General features: G+C 34.4%; 15 protein-coding genes. 9 read left to right on the top strand and 6 right to left on the bottom strand.

What is annotated here, in order from left to right; genetic code table 11:
• Positions 1-39 precede the first annotated feature (39 nt).
• The 3 genes from recQ to G551_RS0103340 all read left to right on the top strand — a co-directional run bounded on the left by recQ (position 40) and on the right by G551_RS0103340 (position 3,624).
• Positions 40-2,241, top strand: a complete 2,202-nt coding sequence (gene recQ, locus G551_RS0103350) for a DNA helicase RecQ (RefSeq protein ID WP_027884241.1) — start codon at positions 40-42, stop codon at positions 2,239-2,241.
• Positions 2,242-2,396: 155 nt separating this feature from the next.
• Complete coding sequence (locus G551_RS0103345) at positions 2,397-3,329, top strand: peptidylprolyl isomerase (protein WP_027884240.1); 933 nt, start codon at positions 2,397-2,399, stop codon at positions 3,327-3,329.
• A gap of 19 nt (positions 3,330-3,348) precedes the next feature.
• A complete protein-coding gene (locus tag G551_RS0103340) occupies positions 3,349-3,624 on the top strand; it encodes a hypothetical protein (RefSeq protein WP_027884239.1) in 276 nt (91 codons plus the stop codon).
• A gap of 112 nt (positions 3,625-3,736) precedes the next feature.
• Here the strand turns inward: G551_RS0103340 and G551_RS0103335 are convergent, their stop codons facing one another.
• Both G551_RS0103335 and G551_RS0103330 read right to left on the bottom strand, forming a co-directional pair.
• Entirely contained in the window at positions 3,737-4,375 is a 639-nt protein-coding gene (locus G551_RS0103335) for a peroxiredoxin (RefSeq protein WP_027884238.1), read from the bottom strand.
• 102 nt (positions 4,376-4,477) lie between these two features.
• Positions 4,478-5,041, bottom strand: coding sequence for a thioredoxin family protein (locus G551_RS0103330; protein ID WP_027884237.1), 564 nt, complete (start codon positions 5,039-5,041; stop codon positions 4,478-4,480).
• Between the two features lie 87 nt (positions 5,042-5,128).
• Between G551_RS0103330 and G551_RS0103325 the strand changes: the two genes are divergently transcribed.
• The 4 genes from G551_RS0103325 (at position 5,129) to G551_RS16140 (ending at position 8,822) form a co-directional block, all read left to right on the top strand.
• Complete coding sequence (locus G551_RS0103325; RefSeq protein WP_027884236.1) at positions 5,129-5,467, top strand: tRNA-binding protein; 339 nt, start codon at positions 5,129-5,131, stop codon at positions 5,465-5,467.
• A gap of 121 nt (positions 5,468-5,588) precedes the next feature.
• Complete coding sequence (locus G551_RS0103320; RefSeq protein WP_027884235.1) at positions 5,589-7,043, top strand: T9SS type A sorting domain-containing protein; 1,455 nt, start codon at positions 5,589-5,591, stop codon at positions 7,041-7,043.
• Between the two features lie 61 nt (positions 7,044-7,104).
• Positions 7,105-8,214 carry a hypothetical protein gene (locus G551_RS16145; protein WP_051191228.1) on the top strand — a complete coding sequence of 370 codons (1,110 nt, stop codon included), beginning with the start codon at positions 7,105-7,107 and terminating at the stop codon, positions 8,212-8,214.
• Positions 8,215-8,228: 14 nt separating this feature from the next.
• On the top strand, positions 8,229-8,822 hold the full coding sequence (locus G551_RS16140) for a leucine-rich repeat domain-containing protein (RefSeq protein WP_051191226.1): 594 nt from the start codon (positions 8,229-8,231) through the stop codon (positions 8,820-8,822).
• A gap of 88 nt (positions 8,823-8,910) precedes the next feature.
• Here G551_RS16140 and G551_RS0103305 read toward each other — a convergent pair whose 3' ends face one another.
• The 4 genes from G551_RS0103305 to G551_RS0103290 form a co-directional block, all read right to left on the bottom strand.
• Positions 8,911-9,663, bottom strand: coding sequence for a LytR/AlgR family response regulator transcription factor (locus tag G551_RS0103305; RefSeq protein ID WP_027884233.1), 753 nt, complete (start codon positions 9,661-9,663; stop codon positions 8,911-8,913).
• Positions 9,660-12,500 carry a sensor histidine kinase gene (locus G551_RS0103300; protein ID WP_027884232.1) on the bottom strand — a complete coding sequence of 947 codons (2,841 nt, stop codon included), beginning with the start codon at positions 12,498-12,500 and terminating at the stop codon, positions 9,660-9,662. The genes G551_RS0103305 and G551_RS0103300 overlap by 4 nt, the downstream gene beginning before the upstream one ends.
• 210 nt (positions 12,501-12,710) lie before the next feature.
• Positions 12,711-13,085: a PUR family DNA/RNA-binding protein gene (locus G551_RS0103295; protein ID WP_027884231.1), complete on the bottom strand. Its 375-nt coding sequence runs from the start codon at positions 13,083-13,085 to the stop codon at positions 12,711-12,713.
• 72 nt (positions 13,086-13,157) lie between these two features.
• Positions 13,158-14,921, bottom strand: a complete 1,764-nt coding sequence (locus tag G551_RS0103290) for an ABC transporter ATP-binding protein (RefSeq protein ID WP_027884230.1) — start codon at positions 14,919-14,921, stop codon at positions 13,158-13,160.
• Positions 14,922-15,048: 127 nt separating this feature from the next.
• Here G551_RS0103290 and G551_RS0103285 point away from each other — a divergent pair, with 127 nt between their 5' ends.
• Positions 15,049-16,140: a Glu/Leu/Phe/Val family dehydrogenase gene (locus G551_RS0103285; RefSeq protein WP_027884229.1), complete on the top strand. Its 1,092-nt coding sequence runs from the start codon at positions 15,049-15,051 to the stop codon at positions 16,138-16,140.
• Between the two features lie 94 nt (positions 16,141-16,234).
• A complete protein-coding gene (gene nusB, locus G551_RS0103280; protein WP_027884228.1) occupies positions 16,235-17,176 on the top strand; it encodes a transcription antitermination factor NusB in 942 nt (313 codons plus the stop codon).
• Positions 17,177-17,226: the final 50 nt, after the last annotated feature.

The following is a 17,226-nucleotide window of genomic DNA, read 5'->3' as shown; positions in this document are numbered from 1 at the left end:
TAGAATAGACAAAGGTAGGTAAAATTGTAACACTAAAATATCAGTTTGACAGAAATCAATTTACATCAAGAGTTAAAAAAGTATTTTGGATTTAGCCAGTTTAAAGGCCTGCAGGAAGAAGTAATTAAGAGCATTATCACCGATAAAGATACGTTTGTGATCATGCCGACCGGAGGAGGAAAATCTCTCTGTTACCAACTTCCCGCATTAATTAAAGAAGGAACTGCAATTGTCGTTTCCCCACTAATTGCTTTAATGAAGAACCAAGTAGATGCACTTCGAAGCATCTCTTCTGAACATGGAATTGCCCACGTACTCAATTCTTCCTTAAACAAAACAGAAATCAAACAAGTTAAGGCCGATATTTCTAACGGAATTACGAAATTACTTTACGTAGCTCCCGAGTCTTTAACAAAAGAAGAGAACGTAGGTTTTCTAAAAAATGAAAAAATTTCTTTTTTGGCGATCGACGAAGCTCACTGTATTAGTGAATGGGGGCACGATTTTAGACCAGAATACAGAAATTTACGTAGAATAATTAAGCGCATTGGTGATAATATACCTATTATAGCGCTAACTGCGACCGCTACTCCAAAGGTGCAAGAAGACATTTTAAAAAATTTAGGCATTACGAATGCTAAAACTTTTAAAGCATCTTTTAATCGCCCTAATTTATACTACGAGATACGCCCAAAAACCGCAAATGTTGATGCCGATATTATTCGGTTTGTGAAACAAAATTCCGGTAAGAGCGGTATTATTTATTGTTTAAGCCGAAAAAAGGTTGAAGAGTTGGCGCAAACTCTTCAGGTAAATGGGATTAACGCCGTTCCTTACCACGCCGGTTTAGATGGTAAAACCCGAGCAAAGCATCAAGACATGTTCTTAATGGAAGATATTGATGTAGTTGTTGCGACGATCGCTTTCGGGATGGGGATCGATAAACCAGATGTTCGCTTCGTAATTCATCACGATATCCCTAAAAGTATTGAAAGTTATTATCAAGAAACTGGTCGTGCCGGTCGTGATGGTGGCGAAGGACATTGTTTAGCCTATTATGCTTATAAAGATATTGAAAAGCTAGAGAAGTTTATGAGTGGTAAACCGGTAGCTGAGCAAGAAATTGGTCATGCGTTGCTGCAAGATGTTGTTGCTTTTGCTGAAACATCGATCTCTAGAAGAAAATTTATACTTCATTATTTTGGAGAGGATTTCGATACAGAAACCGGTGATGGCGGCGATATGGACGATAACGTTCGTAACCCTAAGAAACAGCACGAAGCACAGGAAGATGTTGAGTTGTTGTTGAAAGTGGTGAAAGAAACCAATGCGATTTACAAAGCAAAAGAAGTTGTTAATACTCTTATTGGTAAATCAAACGCTTTAATAAAATCTCATAGAACCGATGAGATCGAGCTTTTCGGACAAGGAAAAGAAAAAGGAGCCAATTACTGGATGGCATTATTACGACAAGTTTTAGTGACCGGCTTGCTTAAAAAAGATATCGAAACCTACGGAATTATCAAAGTAACTCCGGCAGGTGAAGAATATTTAGCAGCACCCACACCATTTATGATGACCGAAGATCACGTTTACGACAGCGAATCTAAAGACAATATTGTGACGGCACAGAAAGGCGGTGGCGGCTCTACCGACGAGCAACTTATGAAAATGCTTAAAGATCTTCGCAAGAAAGTAGCCAAGCGCAAAGATGTTCCGCCATTTGTGGTTTTTCAAGATCCATCGTTAGAAGATATGGCTACCAAATATCCGGTGACCAAAGAAGAGCTGGCGAATATTCATGGAGTAGGAGAAGGGAAAGCTAAAAAATTCGGAAAAGATTTTATTGAGCTTATCGCTCGTTATGTTGAAGAGAACGATATTATGCGTCCCGACGATTTGGTGGTAAAAACAACCGGAGCCAATAGTGCTTTAAAACTTTTTATCATCCAAAGTGTCGATCGAAAATTACCTTTACCCGATATCGCGAACGCGAAAGGTTTAGAAATGCCCGATTTTATTAAAGAGATGGAAGCGATCGTATATAGCGGTACCAAATTAAATATTAATTATTGGGTCGATGAGGTTTTAGATGAAGATCAACAAGAAGAGTTGCACGAATATTTTCTAGAAGCAGAAACCGATAAGATCGATGAAGCGATGGAAGAATTTGATGGTGATTATGAAGATGAAGAAATTCGTTTATATCGCATCAAGTTTATAAGTGAAGTTGCCAATTAATTTTTTATTTCATTAAGCTGACAAATTAGAATTATAAGTAATTAAGATAGATAGAAAACCGAATGTCCTTGCATTCGGTTTTTTTGTTTCTCGATCTTCATTAGGAAGATGACTGATGAAATTCTATCTTTGTACTTTCAGAAAAAAATAGACACATGGAAAACGGATTATACGCAAAATTTAATACTTCTAAAGGAGAAATTGTAGTTAAACTTCATCACGATAAAACTCCGGGAACGGTAGGTAATTTTGTGGCTTTAGCTGAAGGAAATCAGCCTAACGACGCAAAAAAAGAAGGCGAAGCTTATTACGACGGTTTATCGTTTCACCGAGTGATCCCAGATTTTATGATTCAAGGTGGTGATCCTGATGGAACAGGCGCCGGCGGACCCGGATATAATTTTGATGATGAAATTCATCCCGAACTAAAACACGACAAGCCTGGTATTTTATCGATGGCCAATGCAGGACCGGGAACCAACGGGAGTCAGTTTTTTATTACTCACGTAGAAACCCCTTGGTTAGACGGTAAACACACTGTTTTTGGTGAAGTGGTTGAAGGACAAGATGTCGTAAATAAAGTTGCTCAAGGCGATAAAATGGAAAGCGTAAGCATCGAAAGAGTAGGTGAAGAAGCTGAAAATTTTGACGGAGCAAAAGCTTTTGAAACCTTTAATGCTGAAAAAGCAAAGCGTGAAGCAGAAGCTAAAAAGAGAGAAGAAGAAGCTTTAGCAAAACTTACTGAAGGTTTTACTAAAACCGATAGTGGTTTGTATTACAAAATCACTAAAAAAGGAGAAGGAAAACAGGCAGAAAAAGGAAAACCGGTAAAAGTACACTACCGTGGAAAATTAACCGACGGAACCGTTTTCGATTCTTCATTTAAAAGAAACCAACCTATTGAGTTTCCTGTTGGCGTAGGTCACGTGATCGCCGGTTGGGACGAAGGTATTTTATTACTTTCAGAAGGAGATGAGGCTAGTTTTGTGATTCCTTCACATTTAGGTTACGGTGAGCGCGGAGCCGGTGGTGTAATTCCGCCAAACGCAACATTAGTATTTGATGTAGAATTGGTTCAAGCTAAATAATTTTTTCTATCTTTAGAATATGAAGCGTTTAAAAATTATCATCACTGTTAGTTTACTTTGCCTACTTTATTTAATAGGCTTAGGAGCAGTTTCATATTTTGAGTTAGATTTCGTAATTATCGGAGTTTTTGCTGAATTATTAACCATACCTGTAGTGTTAGCCGTTTTAGTGCTATTTGGTTTTGGTTTGGTGAAATACTTTATTTCTAAAGATCATCGTAAGCAATATTTAGGAGTAGGTTTTCTAAATTTATTATCTATTTGTTGGATGGTTTTTATGACTTATTCTATCTAGAAATTAAAATCTACAAATAAAAAAACCTCAAAGTGAAAACTTTGAGGTTTTTTTATTTTTAATAGGATGAAATTATGAATCAAGCTCAGGATCACCCTGTTTTAATCAAAAATTAATCTTCCGGTTGCGATGTCATTCTCAAGTAAGGCTTAATTTCTTTAAAACCTTTCGGGAATAATTTTTCTGCTTCTTCATTAGAAACGGAAGGACTAATCACTACATCTTCTCCATGTTTCCAATTGGCAGGAGTGGCTACTTTTTTGTAAGCCGTTAATTGTAAAGAATCGATCACCCGAAGTAATTCTTCAAAATTTCTTCCGGTACTTGGCGGGTAGGTTAAAGTTAACTTTACCTTTTTGTCGGGACTTATAATAAATACTGATCTTACCGTTGCTTTATCATCTTCGTTAGGATGAATCATATCGTACAAAGTAGATACGTTTTTATCTTCATCTGCAATAATCGGGTAATTCAGCTTTACGTTTTGGGTCTCTTCAATGTCTTTTACCCAACCTTTATGGGATGCTAGATCGTCGATGCTTAGCGCAATAACTTTTGTATTTCGCTTATCAAATTCTGGTTTGTAGTTGGCTACCGTTCCTAATTCTGTGGTACAAACGGGAGTATAATCTGATGGGTGAGAAAAAAGAACTCCCCAACTATCTCCTAAATAATCGTAAAAGTTAAGTTTTCCTTCGGTAGTTTCCGCATCAAAATTCGGGGCGGTATCGCCTAATCTTAAAGTGCTCATTTCAGTACATTTTTTATTAGTAGTATAAATTTAAAGATTATATCGCTAGCTTTTCAAAATGAAGCATTGTTTTCAGCTACTTTAGCATAAGCTTAACTTATCTTAGTCTTCAGGTTTCCATTTTATCCCACAACCCAAACTAGGTTTTTGTATTTCAGCTACTTTTCTGTTGTTTAGAATGGCGTCTAGAGCTTCACGAATACTTCTCCCTGTTACAGGAATTCCGTTTTGAGGGCGAGAATCGTCTAATTGTCCGTGATAAACCAATTTTAACTCTCCGTCAAAAACATAGAAATCTGGTGTGCAAGCCGCTTGATAAGCTTTAGCAACTTCTTGCGTTTCATCATATAAATACGGAAAGGTAAAATTATGTTTTCTGGCATTCTCGTGCATTAATTTAGGATGATCTTCCGGGTAGTTTTCTACATCATTACTAGAAATCGCCACAAAACCAAAGCCCAACACGCGGTAATCGTTAGCGAGTCTTACGATCTCGTCGTTCACATGTTTTACAAACGGACAGTGATTGCAGATAAACATCACCACGGTACCTTTTTCACCTTTAACATCGTAAAGGTTAACTAAGTTGTTGGTGACGCTGTCTCGAAGTTCAAATTCTGGAGCTTTTGTGCCTAGATCTATATCTATGGAATAGGTTCTTGCCATTATATTTTTAAATTTGAATTACAAAATACTAAAATTTGAATTATTTCTGAAGCGCTTCTGCTTTAAAATTCAATAGAAAATTTAAGGATGGAAAAAGAGATTACTTGGCAAGACTTTGCAAAAATAGATATGCGTGTAGGAACGATTATAGAAGTGAACGATTTTCCTGAAGCACGAAAGCCGGCTTACCAATTGCGTATAGATTTTGGGGAAGAAATCGGGATTAGAAAAACTTCAGCTCAAATAACAAAACGTTATACCAAAGAAGATCTTTTAGGAAAACAAACCATTGCGGTTGTGAACTTCCCTAAAAAGCAAATTGCAAATTTTATGAGTGAATGTTTATTGATGGGCGCTGTCGATGGTGATGAGGTTACTATTATTCAGCCGGAAGCTTCCATAGAAAATGGTTTAAAAGTGAGCTAATTTTCATTTAAAAGCTATTTATGTCATTCAGCAATTAAATAACGGTATTGAGAAAGTTAGTTGCTAGGTTATGCATTGATTAGTAGAATTTTGAGGTGTAATTATAAAAACACATCTTCACATGAAACGAAAATTACTTTCTTTATTTTGCTTAGCTAGTGCTAGTCTTTTTGCTCAAAATGTTTATATCCCAGATCCCGATTTAAGCGCTTATTTGCTTACGCATACGGGAATAAATACCAATCAAGATAACGAAATTAGCTATGCGGAAGCGCAAGCTTTTACCGGTATAATTTCTGCTCCTAATTTAAACATTCAAGATCTAACCGGTTTAGAGGCTTTTACAAATATAACAGAAGTATTTATACCTAATAATAATATTAATTTTGCCAATTTTACCGCAAATACTGCTTTAACCAAAATTTCGATAGGCTTAAACCCATTAACAACTCTAGATGTAACAGGACTTACCAATCTTACCATTTTAGGAGCAGATTATACGCTAAGTCTTGCTTCTGTAGATTTAAGCACCAACGTAAATTTAGAAGTCTTAAATTTAAATAATAATCAATTAACCTCTTTAGATGTTTCCAACAATACTAATTTGATTAATTTTTCGGCAGGGCTTAATCAATTAACGACGATAGATTTATCTAATAACCCGGCTATTGAAAGCTTAAGCTTGAACCAAAATAACCTAAGCAGTTTAGACTTAAGCAATCAAACTAATTTAATTTGGTTTGCTGTTAATTCTAATAATTTAACTGCTTCTAGCTTAACCTTACCCAATACATCAACTGTTACTACTGCTTATTTGAGTGATAATCCATTAGGAAGTATAGATGTAAGTAATTTTACTAATTTAGAAATACTTAGAGTAAACAATACCAATCTTAGTACGATCGATTTTTCTAGCAATACTGTTTTAGAAGAATTAGAAGCAAATACTAATAATTTTACCTCTATAGATCTTTCTTCATTAGCTCAGCTTACAAGTTTAAAATTAGTAGAAAATGATCTTACCAGTATAGACTTATCTAACAACCCGGGACTTATACAATTGTATTTAAAAGATAACCTTTTCTCTGATATAGATGTTTCGATGTTACCATCTTTAGGTGCTTTGTATGTTTCAGATAACGCTAACTTACAAATTATAAATATGGCTAACGGCAATAATGCTTCAATTAATGAATTTTATGCATTTAATTGTCCTAATCTTTCTTGTGTGCAATTAGATAACGGTTTTACACCTCCTGCTGCAAGCCCTGGTATATTTTGGATGATAGATTCAGATAAAGACCCTAACACCATTTATGGATATACTACTTGTAGTTTAAGTACAGAACAGAATGCATTAGAAAACTTTTCTGTTTATCCAAATCCAGTACAAGATATTCTTCATATAGATGCAGCTTCTATGGTAGATAAAGTTAATGTTTACAACACTTTAGGGGAAAAAGTAGTTGCTTCTTTTTCTCAAACAATAGATGTAAGTTACTTACCTAGCGGTATTTATTTTGCAGAAATTATTTCTCAAGGTAATCGTGCTGTAAAGAGAATTATTAAAAATTAATCATATATAAAAGTGCATACTGGTGGGGCAGTATGCGCTTTTGTATTTAAACCAATCTATTATGAAAATAAAATTAAGTTTAATACTATTGGCTATTAGCTTGTTTTACAGCATTTCTACCCAAGCGCAGTTTGGTAAAATGCTAAAAAATAAAGTTAAAAACGCAGCTAAAAATGTTGTAAAAGAAGAAGCTAGTACTACTACCACATCTTCTTCAGGAGCATCAGGTGGTGCTAGTAAGATGCCAGGCAGTGTACCTAGAAGTCCTTATACAGAAGAAGCAGGTAATGTTACTACAAGTCTAAAATTTTTAGACCCAATGGGTTCTGTTTATGTACATACTACTCATATGGTAACAGGAGCAAATTATAAAGAAGGTGAGTTAGAACAAGGGCACGCCGTAGTTATACAACCCGATTACGATCTAGAATATTCTTGGTTAGTTTTTATATCTCCTAAAGTGTTAGATGGTTTTGCTATTGGCGGCACACGTGTTTATGAGATGACTAGCGGATCTTATATTGTTAAGCATCCAGCAGATCCCAATCATCAATTAGAGATAGGTATTAGCGGACCTATTTTAAGCAGAATGCTAAAGGTAGAAGAAGATGTTTTTATTTTATATGCAGGGCAACAAGTAGGTGGGCACGCTTTTAATGTACCATCATACATTGTTTTAGAAGATTTGTATATCATGAATGTAATTGCTCCAGAAGAAAAATTAGCAAAATACAGTAAAGAAGAAGCTAAAAAAATAGCTGTAGAAATGGAAACTAAACTTAAAGCTAATTACGATGCTGCTGCAAAAGCAGACTTGGCAAGTGTTAAAATTCCGGCAGCAGGAAAACTCAATAGTGATTCAGCTTTAAAAAGCTTTGCGAAAACAGAAATAAAAAAAGTAGTTGAAAAAGATGGCGGACAATTACTGCACGTAAATATAGAATCTAACGATTGGCACATTGTACATCATAAAATTACCGGAAGACCGCTTTACCGTTGGATTAGAGGCGCATTTACCGAGAAATTGAGAAACGGAAAATGCAAATTACAAGGTTATCTCTTAAAACAACAATACGATGGCAGCAGTTATGGTAACACCAATTTTGGTGGGGTTATTCACGGGCAAATGCCTTACGGCCAATACATTGATTGTAACAATACTCAACCCTAAATTTAAATTAAAAAATGAATAAAAGACTATTCAGTTTAGCAGCAATGGTAATCATAAGTTTTTACAGCTGCTCAAGCGACGACGAGAATCAATCTTCAGAAGAAAATCTCGAAACCTATGTTTTTATACCCGATGCTAATTTTAAAGCTGCTTTGGTAGAAAATACAGCGATTAATACAAATGAAGATGAAGAAATTAGCGAAAGTGAAGCCGCTGCATTCGATGGTAATTTAGCTATTAACGGTCGAAATATAGAAATGCTAACCGGTATTGAAGCTTTTGAAAATATTCAGGTGTTATCGGCTTTTAATAATGCTATTACAGAAGTCGATCTGTCTTCGAACTTAGCCTTAACGCAAGTTTTGTTAGAGCATAATCAATTAACCACCTTAGATGTGAGTATGTTGCCATTACTTGAAGATTTAAAAGTACATACAAACGATTTGCAAAGCCTAAATGTAGCTAACGGTAATAATGAAAACTTTACCCGAATGGAAGCGCATAACAATGAAGACTTATATTGTATTGTGATCGATGAAGATTTTGAACCGACTAGCTCGTGGAATAAAGATTTAGCCACTAATTATTCGTTCTATACGTGTTTGTAAAATTATAAAGATTAGAGTTTTTTTGTTGAAGAGGTTGTTACCGGTTAAAAGATCTGTGGGAAGTCTTTTATGGTTACGACCTCTTTTTTTATCTGAATATTTGTTGAACAAGCTCTAAGAAATGCTCTTTATTCGATTTAGAAATAGGCACCGATTTTTGATTGCTCATGATTAATTGGTCGCCATCTTTTCTAGAAAATTCTTTTACGTATTGTAAATTCACTAAGTACGATCGGTGGCATTTAAAAAATAAAGTTTCTTCGTGTAACTGCTCAACGAAATTTTTCAGTGGTTTACAGATTAACTTTTTATCGCCGTCTTTTAAAAATACATTGGTGTACATTCCGTCAGCTTCAAAGTATAAAATCTCTTCATGAGGTACAAAAAGAATTCCTTTAGGTACTTCTAACGCAATTTTGTTCATTGCAATTTTCTGCAAAGCCTTCGACAGATCTTCAATTTGATGAGTAATTTGTTCACTGTCAATTAATTTTTTGGCTTTAAAAACTGCCTGTTCTAATTCTTCACTATCAATAGGTTTTAATAAATAATCGACAGCGTTTTGCTTAAAAGCTTCAATTGCATATTGATTATATGCCGTAGTGAAAATAAGCTTAAAATAAACCGGAGTTTTTATAAAATTGAAAATTTCTAAACCCGAATGTTCCGGCATTTCAATATCTAAAAATACAAGTTGCGGTTGCTCGGTTTTAATAAGTTCAACTCCTTCTAATAGATTTTTTGCTGTAAAAATTTCAAGCTGAATTTCCTGAATATCTTCCAACATTTTCTCTAGCAAATTTCTTGCGCGAGGCTCATCGTCTATAATTATCGCTTTCATTTTAAATTGATCGGTATTTTTAAAATGACCAAAGTTCCCGGGTTTTCTTCATTTTCTACCGCGTTTTTAAGGTTCACTTCAATATTATAATCTTTAAGTCGGTTGTAAAGGTGTATGCGTTCTTCGTTAGCATCAAGCGCAAAAGATTTGTGTTTGGTAAGTTGGCGCCGATTAATACGTTGCGCATTATCTACTCCGATCCCGTTATCCTTAATTTTACAACAAATAAAATCTTCTTGTTGCTCAAAACTGATCTTTAATTGTTTAGCTCCTTTTTTATGAAGTAAGCCGTGTTTGATCGCGTTTTCAACATAAGGTTGAATAAACAACGACGGCACTTTGATGTGATTTAGCTGAATTTTTTCTGAAACCTCTAACCTAAAATTGAAGCTTTCTTCAATTCTAATTTTCTCCAATTCAATATAAAGTTTTAGCGCTTCTAATTCTTCGGCCAGCGAGATAAAGTTTTTTTGACTGTGTTCAAGATACATTCGAATAAGTCGTGAAAATTTCACCAAATACGAGCTCGCCAATTTCTTTTCGTTCGATAAAATATAATCCTGAATGGCATTTAAAGCATTAAAAATAAAATGCGGATTCATTTGTGAACGAATATTCTCTAAACGTAATTCGTTGATCTTACTCTGGTGTTCCAGTTGAAGTAATTTTTTTTGTTGCTTTTTGTTTTTTCGATTCAACAGCAGTTTAAAACCTACGAGAATAAGTACAAGAATTAGCAGGATTACCAAAAGGTAAAACCAAAGTTCTCGGTAAAAAGGGGTTTCAATTTCAAAAGTAATGCAAAGACTTTCTTCACTTTCTGTTCCGGTAGCATCGATGGTTTTAATCTCTAAATCGTAATTACCCGATGGTAAATAACTAAAAATTAAACTCGTTAAGCCGGTGAGTGTTTCTTCCCAATGATCAGAAAGGTTCGAAAGTCTGTATTTGTAACGATAAGCTTGCCCTAATTGTAAACCTGGAGCTTGATAAGTAATCTGAATATTTTTTTGATCGGGTTTAAACTTTAAGTTTTCAGCAGAAATATAGGTAGCATCTTCGGTGGTAATTTTTTGTAAAATAGGTGTTGGTGGTAATTTATTTTTCTGGGCAGAACTAGCTTCAGAAAGATTTACCGCAAGCAAATCTTTATTCCCGGCAATTAAAAGTTGATCTTGAAAAATCGATAGTTTTTTTAGATCTACTTTATCAATATAACTGAAATTTTTCGTGATCTTTTTTAGCTGAAAATCGTAGATCTGCAAACCTTCTTTCGTAAGTATAAACAATTCTTGCGGCGAAGAAGCAACATCTAAAATACTGTTGTGCGAAAGATTTTTTGCCGTAGTTAAATAACTTTTGGTAATTGCATTTTTGTAGGCCAAAACTCCCTGTTGTCGCGTGCCAATGATTAGTTGGTCGTCGTTTAGCGTAAAAGAAGTGGCTAAGACTGGTTGGTTTTGGTAAGTGATTTTTGTTTCATTTAAATCTTTATCGTAGGAGATAAGCTCATCGATATAGGCAATAAAAAAGGTTTCGGTTGCTGAATTGTAGAAAGCGTTAACCGCTCGTTTATCTTTTAAAAGTTGAGGTTCTTCAGAATTATCTGCGTAATAAAACGCCGCACGATAGGTGAGGTGTAAAAATCCATTTTTTACAGCCGTGAGCGCTTTAGAACTTCCTAATTCTTGAAAATTTTGTATTTGATTATTGTTGAGGTTATAGCGATAAGCACTTAAATTTTCTAAGCTAATAAGAAGTTCTTGTTGCTCATCACGATAAAGCAATTGAGTAACCGGTTGATAATCGGGTAATTGAATTTCTTTAACGACTTCTAAATTGTGATCAAGCCATAGAAGCTTCCCTCTGCTGGTGCCAATCACTGCTTTATTGTAGTCTAATTGCGTAATTGTAGTCACACTTTCTTCGGCCAATGGCAACTTCACTTTTAGAAAATGATGTTGCGGAATAACAAATACTCCATTTTTTAAAGTGGTGATCCAAGTATTGCCTTGAAAGTCTTTAAAAATTTTAGAAACAGCAACATCTTTAAAACTATGTTCAACAAGTTTAAAGTTGCGATCAAGTTTTAAAACGCCTTTGTTAGAGGCCAATAAAACGTTATCCTTTAGGCTGAAATTACTATAAATCCGTAAATCTTCATCCTTATCAAAAAACTCTATTTTTTCAAAACTTGAGGTTTGGGCGTTCCATTTACTTAATACAGCACGATTATTTTCTACATACGATAAATAAATTTCGTTCCAAAAATTATAGATTCTGGAATGCAGTTTTTCTGTAGAAGATATTGAAATTAATGTCGTTAAGGTTTCAATTTTTTCAGCAGAAATCCGCTTAAATTCATTACGGTCATTAAAATAATAGATGGCTTGAGTTTTTGGATCTTGCCAAGTGGCTAAAATACTTTCTGTATTTAGTTGAAGTAATTTATCGTTATCACAATCGTAAGTTAATAAACCGGCTTGAGAAGTTAGGTAAAGCTTATTTTTTACCGGATAAATTTCTGCAAGCTTTCCTTTTAAATAGGGAGAAAGATTAGCGACAACCTGTAAAGAGTCTTTTTGGGTTTTAAGCAATTGCCCGTAAAGATTGACCATCCAAACCGATTGGTTCACTTCTTTAAGTGAAAAAAAAGCATTGCTTTTTTGTGCGCTCGTAAAATATTCTTGAAAATTGGTCCCGGTAAATTTATAAAGACCGTTGTCTGACGATAGCCAAATATTCTTGTTTTTATCTTCTAAAGCATCGTAGTAGGTAAGGTCGGGTTGTTGGTAAAAAGAACCTAATGAGATTGCCGCAGGTTCTTGCGAAACCATTTCTTGGCAAATACATAAGAGAATCAGAATTAAATAGTTGGCTCGTTGAAACACGTTTGCAGTTGTAAGGTAAAGCTTAAAAATAGTTTCAAAAACTTATAAAACTATATCTTTTTTCTGAATGTGTCTATTTATTTGTTGAATGAATTTTTTCAGCATAAAAAAAGCCGCTAAATTGTTTAGCGGCTTTTAATGATCAAGTAGTATTTTTTAAATATCGTCGAAACTTACATCGGTAAATTTTTCGGCTACGGTAGAAGTTTCTTTACCATTTGACTCATATTCTTTCTTGAAATTCTTTTGGTGACGTTCGCTAATTACTTCTTCTCCTTTTTCATTGATAATGTAAGAAGTCATTTCTTCTAAGATTTCAGCAAAACCTTCAAAATCTTCTTTGTAAAGGTAAATTTTGTGTTTTTTGTAGTAAAAAGAGCCATCTTCATTTGTAAACTTTTTACTTTCTGTAATCGTCAAATAATAATCATTGGCTTTTGTTGCTCTTACATCAAAGAAATACGTACGTCTACCTGCTCTTAGTACTTTTGAGAATATTTCTTCTTTCTGCATCGTTCCATTATCGCTCATAGTCGAAAAATTATTGGTTTAATTTTAGATATTGTCAAAAATCTTAAAAATATTAACATCTGCCAAGAAAAATTAGCTTTCTTTTTCGCTTAACTGTTTCAAATAAAGCTCCTGATAGTAACCTTCCTGCTTTACTAATTGATTGTGAGTTCCTTCTTGTATAATTTCTCCTTCTTCTAAGACGATGATTTTATCGGCGTTTTTAGCTGAAGAAATACGGTGACTTACAATAATCGTCATCTTATTAGTAGAGATCTTGTGCAGGTTGCTTAAGATTTCTTCTTCGGTTTCGGTATCTACCGCAGAAAGGCAATCGTCAAACAATAAAATTTGCGGATCTTGTATAATCGCTCTTGCGATCGAAACCCGTTGTTTTTGTCCGCCAGAAAGTGTAATACCGCGTTCACCAAGAACCGTATCATAACCTTTGCTAAAGCCTTCAATATTTTTATGAACAGCCGCATTTTTAGCCGCTTCTATTACTTCTTGATCTGAGGCGTCACTCTTGCCAAAGCGAATATTATTTTTAATGGAATCGCTAAATAAGAATGCATCTTGCGGAACGTAACCAATAGAATTTCGAAGATTTTTTAAGTTGAATTGATCAATGTCTTGCCCGTCGATAAGTAAATGTCCGTTTTGTTTTTCAACATCATAAAGTCGACCGATCAATTCTAAAATAGTCGATTTACCTGAACCGGTTTTACCAATGATCGCCAAGGTTTCGCCTTGATCGATTTCAAAAGAAACCTTTTTAAGTGCGGTAATATTGGTATCGTCATAAGTAAAGGTGACGTCTTTAAATTCAACCTTGCCTTTTACCGGAGTGGTGGTTTGGGTTTTATTTTTAATTTCAGTTTTTTGTTTTAAAAACTCGTTGATCCTTTTTTGAGAAGCTTCTGCACGTTGCACCATATCGGCGATCCAACCAACACTCGCAACCGGCCAAGTAAGCATATTTACGTATAATAAAAATTCAACAATAACTCCGAAGTTTTCAATCTCGCCATTGATCACGCGTTGCCCTCCAATGTAGATCACCAAGATGTTACTTCCGCCAATTAATAAAGCCATTAACGGGAAGAAAAAAGCCTGCACTTTTACCAGATCGATGTTTTTCTCCCGACTCGTGTCGGCCAATTCTACAAAACCGGTATTGGTTTGAGATTCTAATCCGTAAGATTTGATGACCGATATTCCGCTAAAGCTTTCTTGGGTAAATGTACTTAACTTAGATAAATATTCTTGTACGATCGTACTTCGTTGGTTAATTGCACGACTCAATTTGTAAATCGCAAACGACAAAATAGGGAAGGGCGCAATGGTATATAAGGTGAGTAAAGGTGCTTTGTTGATCATATAAACGATCACAACCAAAAACATAGTAATTGTAGAAACACTATTCATTAAGGCTGGTCCAAAATACATACGTACGCGAGAAACATCTTCGCTAATACGATTCATTAAATCTCCCGTTCTGTTTTTCTTATAAAAATTAAGCGACAGGTTTTGGTATTGTTGGTAAACCTCATTTTTTAGATCGTATTCAATGTGTCGAGAAACCACGATGAAGGTTTGGCGCATTAAAAATGTGAATAAACCAGAGAGTAAAGCCGCTCCTAAAATGTAGAGAATATTAGTAGTTAATTCAGATTTAACTAAAGCTATTTCTGTAATTTCTCCATTAATATATCTTTCGATCACATTGGTAGAATCACCAATAAATTTAGGAACATAAACTGCAAAAATTCTGGCACCCACTGTAATAATGAAGCCTAAAAGCATTTGCCACTTATATTTTCTGAAAAATTTGTTGAGGTATTGTAATTCTTTCATAAAGAGCTAAGGCTTCAAATTATTAAATATTCAATTTTATGTATTTTTAAACACTTTCAATTGAAAAATTAATTATTTTTGTGCTAAATTTTATTAATTTAATAATTCAACTTAAATAAAACAGCTTATGAATGCTGAAATTTTAAAAGCAAATGAATTAAAAAAAGTCGCTCCGGTATTCGGGCAACTTTCATTTGATAACCACGAACAAGTGGTTTTTTGTAACGACAAAGATACAGGTTTAAAAGCAATAATTGGGATTCATAATACAAATTTAGGTCCTGCTTTAGGCGGTACACGTATGTGGAATTATGAAAGTGAGTATGAAGCACTCAACGATGTACTTCGACTTTCTCGCGGGATGAGTTTTAAAAGTGCGATCACCGGTTTAAACCTTGGTGGCGGAAAAGCTGTGATTATTGGTGATGCCAAAACACAAAAAACTCCGGCTTTAATGCGAAGATTTGGGGAGTTTGTACATTCGTTAAGTGGTAAATACATCACTGCAGAAGATGTGGGTATGGAAACGGAAGATATGGATATCGTAAGTGAAGTAACTCCGTTTGTAGCCGGTATTTCTGAAGAAAAAGGTGGTGCAGGTAATCCTTCTCCTATTACTGCCTATGGTGTTTTTATGGGAATGAAAGCGGCAGCGAAATATAAATTTGGAACCGATAATCTTGAAGGTAAAAAAGTATTAGTACAAGGTATTGGTCACGTTGGTGAAACTTTGGTGAAATATGTTTCTGAAGAAGGAGCTGAAGTAATTATTGCCGATATTAATCAGGAACGATTAATAGAAGTAAGTGAAAAATATGGAGCTAAGATTTTTGAGGGCGATCATCTATATGATCTAGATGTAGATATTTACGCACCTTGTGCTTTGGGCGCAACTTTAAACGATCAAACTATTCCGCAGTTAAAAGCGAAAGTAGTTGCCGGAGCAGCCAACAATCAATTAGCAGACGAGTTAATTCACGGTGAATTGCTTAAGCAAAAAGGAATTGTTTACGCACCTGATTTCTTAATTAATGCCGGCGGAATTATTAATGTGTATGCTGAAATAGTGAAGTACGATCGAGCTGAAATAATTAAAAAAACCGAAAATATTTACAACACCACTTTAGAAATTTTAACCAAAGCAGAGTTGGAGCAAATGACGACTCATCAAGCTGCTTTAAAAATCGCTAAAAACAGAATTTTAGCAGCTAAAAAATAAATTTCTAATAAGATTTAAAACCATAAATAAAATTCTATTTTTGCAGGGCGAAATTTTTCGCCCTTTTTTAATTTAAAAATGTTCTTTAAAAGCTATGTTAACAAGAAGACATATTCGAGTAAAAGTAATGCAATCTATTTATGCATTTAATCAATCTAATAACGATAGCCTTCAGGTAGAGCAACGATTTCTTACCAAAAGTATGGAAGAAATGTATGATCTATTTTTACTTCAATTGTCTTTATTAGTAGAAATTAAAAAGAAAGCTGAAGATTTTATTGAAAAATCTCAGAATAAATACCTTGCTACAGACGAAGATAAAAATCCGAATCTTCGTTTTGTAAATAATGCAGTTCTTCAAAAAATAGAAGCTACCGAAGAATTAAACGAACTTTTAGAAGACCGAAAACTCAACCACTGGCAACAAGACGACGAGTATGTTGGTATACTTTGGGAAGATCTAAAGAAAAGTGAACTCTACGAAGATTACCTAAAAACCAGAACTTCAGATTTTAAAGAAGATAAAGATTTTGTGATCGATCTTTTTAAAGAAATTGTTGCGCCAAACGATAAACTTTACGATTATTTAGAAGATAAAAAGCTAACCTGGTTAGACGATTTACCAATTGTAAATACGAGTATTCTAAAACTTTTAAAGAAAGTAAAAGAAAACGACGAAAGTATCAAGATCCCGAAGCTTTTTAAAAGTATGGATGATAAAGAATTTGCTAAAGATCTTTTTACCAAAACCGCTTTACACCAAGAAAAGTTTGAAGAAGATATTGAAGGAAAAACTCCAAACTGGGATAAAGATCGTATTGCTGAAATAGATGCAGTACTCCTTAAAATGGCAATTTGTGAGTTTTTAAAATTCTCTTCGATCCCTGTCAAAGTAACTATTAATGAGTATCTAGAAATCGCTAAAGAATATAGTACGCCAAAAAGTAGTATTTTCTTAAACGGAATTTTAGACAAACTTTCTAAAGAATATAAAGACGCGCAAAAATTAAATAAAATAGGTAGAGGTTTGATGTAATCCCTCAAAATTTATTATTTTTAGCGCTTAAAATCAATTACAAACCCTAA

Source organism: Mesonia mobilis DSM 19841, assembly GCF_000423405.1.
GTDB lineage: Bacteria > Bacteroidota > Bacteroidia > Flavobacteriales > Flavobacteriaceae > Mesonia > Mesonia mobilis.
The sequence above is the reverse complement of the archived record's forward strand: the minus strand, read 5'-3'. Positions and strand labels throughout refer to the sequence as shown.

Bases quoted from the DNA above. Each gene is read 5' to 3' on its own strand.
- G551_RS0103320 (WP_027884235.1), top strand. From the start codon at position 5,589: ATGAAACGAAAATTACTTTCTTTATTTTGCTTAGCTAGTGCTAGTCTT.
- G551_RS0103330 (WP_027884237.1), bottom strand. From the start codon at position 5,041: ATGGCAAGAACCTATTCCATAGATATAGATCTAGGCACAAAAGCTCCA.
- G551_RS0103300 (WP_027884232.1), bottom strand. From the start codon at position 12,500: ATGGTTTCGCAAGAACCTGCGGCAATCTCATTAGGTTCTTTTTACCAA.
- G551_RS0103345 (WP_027884240.1), top strand. From the start codon at position 2,397: ATGGAAAACGGATTATACGCAAAATTTAATACTTCTAAAGGAGAAATT.
- G551_RS0103290 (WP_027884230.1), bottom strand. From the start codon at position 14,921: ATGAAAGAATTACAATACCTCAACAAATTTTTCAGAAAATATAAGTGG.
- nusB (WP_027884228.1), top strand. From the start codon at position 16,235: ATGTTAACAAGAAGACATATTCGAGTAAAAGTAATGCAATCTATTTAT.
- G551_RS0103335 (WP_027884238.1), bottom strand. From the start codon at position 4,375: ATGAGCACTTTAAGATTAGGCGATACCGCCCCGAATTTTGATGCGGAA.
- G551_RS0103295 (WP_027884231.1), bottom strand. From the start codon at position 13,085: ATGAGCGATAATGGAACGATGCAGAAAGAAGAAATATTCTCAAAAGTA.
- G551_RS16140 (WP_051191226.1), top strand. From the start codon at position 8,229: ATGAATAAAAGACTATTCAGTTTAGCAGCAATGGTAATCATAAGTTTT.
- G551_RS0103285 (WP_027884229.1), top strand. From the start codon at position 15,049: ATGAATGCTGAAATTTTAAAAGCAAATGAATTAAAAAAAGTCGCTCCG.
- G551_RS0103325 (WP_027884236.1), top strand. From the start codon at position 5,129: ATGGAAAAAGAGATTACTTGGCAAGACTTTGCAAAAATAGATATGCGT.
- G551_RS0103305 (WP_027884233.1), bottom strand. From the start codon at position 9,663: ATGAAAGCGATAATTATAGACGATGAGCCTCGCGCAAGAAATTTGCTA.
- G551_RS16145 (WP_051191228.1), top strand. From the start codon at position 7,105: ATGAAAATAAAATTAAGTTTAATACTATTGGCTATTAGCTTGTTTTAC.
- G551_RS0103340 (WP_027884239.1), top strand. From the start codon at position 3,349: ATGAAGCGTTTAAAAATTATCATCACTGTTAGTTTACTTTGCCTACTT.